Origin of the sequence: Aureimonas ureilytica (assembly GCF_001475935.1) — a bacterium.
In the GTDB taxonomy this organism is placed as follows: Bacteria; Pseudomonadota; Alphaproteobacteria; order Rhizobiales; family Rhizobiaceae; genus Aureimonas; species Aureimonas ureilytica_A.
This window is the reverse complement of sequence record NZ_LDQA01000134.1, coordinates 1-2,250: the sequence shown is the minus strand read 5'-3', so window position 1 is coordinate 2,250 and position 2,250 is coordinate 1. Positions and strand designations below refer to the sequence as shown.

Annotated in this window: 3 protein-coding genes; all 3 read left to right on the top strand. The window is 68.0% G+C overall.

What is annotated here, in order from left to right; genetic code table 11:
- The first annotated feature begins 108 nt into the window (after positions 1-108).
- A complete protein-coding gene (locus NS365_RS23045; RefSeq protein WP_058602614.1) occupies positions 109-864 on the top strand; it encodes a hypothetical protein in 756 nt (251 codons plus the stop codon).
- A gap of 68 nt (positions 865-932) precedes the next feature.
- Entirely contained in the window at positions 933-1,763 is an 831-nt protein-coding gene (locus NS365_RS23040; RefSeq protein WP_058602613.1) for a hypothetical protein, read from the top strand.
- Positions 1,764-1,860: 97 nt separating this feature from the next.
- Positions 1,861-2,217 carry a hypothetical protein gene (locus tag NS365_RS23035; RefSeq protein ID WP_058602612.1) on the top strand — a complete coding sequence of 119 codons (357 nt, stop codon included), beginning with the start codon at positions 1,861-1,863 and terminating at the stop codon, positions 2,215-2,217.
- Positions 2,218-2,250: the final 33 nt, after the last annotated feature.

The window sequence follows — 2,250 nt, the reverse complement described above, 5'->3', positions numbered from 1 at the left end:
GTTCGACCGGCAAATTTCGACAGTTCGACCGGCAAATTTCGACGCGATGACCGGCAAATTTTGCCGGACTATAAGGATGAACCCGTAAGGGAACCTGTAACTGAACCTTTGAGAGAGGCGCGCGCAAGCGAACGGGCAGACGGAAACCCGTCCGACGCCGAGGCCGGGGAGGATGCGAAGGCCGTCGCCCAAGCGTTCCGACGCCTGACCAAGAATTGGCCGGGCTTCGGCGGGATGCCGAAGGATCGGGCCGAGCGCGCCTTTCTCGACCTGACCCCGGCCGAGCGGGCCGAGGCCGAGCGCAAACATGCGGGCTGGCTGGCGCTGCTCAAGTCGCAGCGCAAGAGCCACACGCCGGGGCCGGAAAGCTATTTCAAGAACCGCCTCTGGCAGGACGTGGCCGAGCCCGAAGAGGCCGCCGCTCCGCAGGTCGTGTCAGCGAAGCCTTTCGGGCCGGACTGGAGCGCGGCGCGGATGGTCTGGCTCTTGAGGGGTCCGAAGGGGCCAGCCCCGACGCTGACGCGCATCGAACAGGCGCTGATCGACAAGGGCGAATGGTCCCGCGAAGAGCTGCTGGCCGACAAGCTGAAAACCCGTGGCTGGCCTGACGTGAACGCCATGCACGAGCGGGCCGAGGCGCGCCAGCCGATTTCGATCTCGGCCGAGCTGGCGGCTCTCGACGGGATGATGGAACCCGTTCCGGTGGGCTCGGCCATGTTCGAGGCATGGCGGGCGCTCCATGAGCGGCGGGGCTGGCCGTGGATACCCGATCCGGGTTCGCTGCCGGTGGTGTGGTTCCCGACTGGCGGGCCTGCGCAGCTCGGGCTGTTCGAGGACGCCATGGCGGCGGCGCGGGGCGGATAGGGCGCTTCGGGCTGGCGGGTCGCCCGGCAGGGCGGCGAGGGGTGTATCGGGTTCGAGTGGGGCGTTGCGTGGCGAAGATTGCGATAGACATCAGGGCGCTTCTCGCCTGGGCCTTGGTCGAAGAGATGCCGAAACAGGCGCGGTTCCTGAGGGCGGGGGATGGGGATTTCGTGTCGGCTCCCTCGGCCTGGGCGTCTATCGAGCGCTTGGCGATCCTAGGGGTACGGGTGGACACGTCCGGGGCCGCGCCCATCGATCGGTTGCCAGAGCCGGCGCATCCTGATGCGCTGGTCGTGGATGAGGCGGTGCGGGCTCTGGCCTCGGCCGAACTGACCATGCCGGAGGGGTTCGACGCGCTGGGCGACTGCATCGGCCTGACGGAGGCCGAGCGAGCCGAGGCGCATCAGGCGGGATGGGACATTGCCTGCGCGCGGGGAAGCCGGCTCATGGCGCTGGTGGTGCGCCGTGTTTGGGCAGGCGGGGAGCCGACATGGCGGGACCATGGGCCGATCCAGCGGCGGCCGATGATCGGGCCGAATGGCAAGGCGCGGTGGTTTCGGATGATCAACGAGGCAGCCGGGCCAGGGATGCCGGCGCGGCCTCGGGAGGTCGATGGGCGGAACCCCAAGACGCGCAAGCCCTATCCGGGTGCCTATCATCGCTTCACCCTGCACCCGCATCCGTTGGTGCTGGTCGGTGAGCGGATCGAGTATCAGGCTTGGGCTCTGGCGCTTCGGATGGTGGCCGATCAGGTGCGGCATCGGCTGACGGACTGGCGCTTGCTGGATACGATGCCGCCCTTGTGGCCGTGGATGGGCGAGGAAGAGCAAGGCGCGCCTCGCATCCTGATTTCAGGTCTTTCCACAAAGGCGCGCCAGAAAGCCGATACAGCCGCTTGACGTGCGCCTGGAATTTGACATACGACTGATAGTGCGAAGAAGTCAGACACCCCGGAGCGGTCACGCTGCCGGGGTTTCGTGTTTGTGGAGGGATGACATGGCGACACGGCCACCATCGTTCCGACCCAAGCACCTGCCCGCCCGTGCCGAGCTGCGCCGCGAGTACGATCGCAAGCGCCGCCAGTCGCACCCGTGGCGGGCGCTCTACAAGACGCCCGAATGGCAGGCGATCCGCGCGCAGGTGCTTGGCTCCGAGCCGCTTTGCCGTCGCTGTCAGGCCGAAGGGCTGATCACGGCGGCGACGGTGGTCAACCATGTCGAGCGCCACCATGGCGATCCCGCCAAGTTCTTCTCCGGCCCGTTCGAGCCGCTGTGCAAGCCTTGCCACGACGGCGAGGTCCAGCGGCAGGAGCGCGCGGCCGAGGCCGAAGGGCGGGCCTCCCCCTCGACCTGACCACGAGGTCGGCCGAGGGGGAGGCCCGCCCTT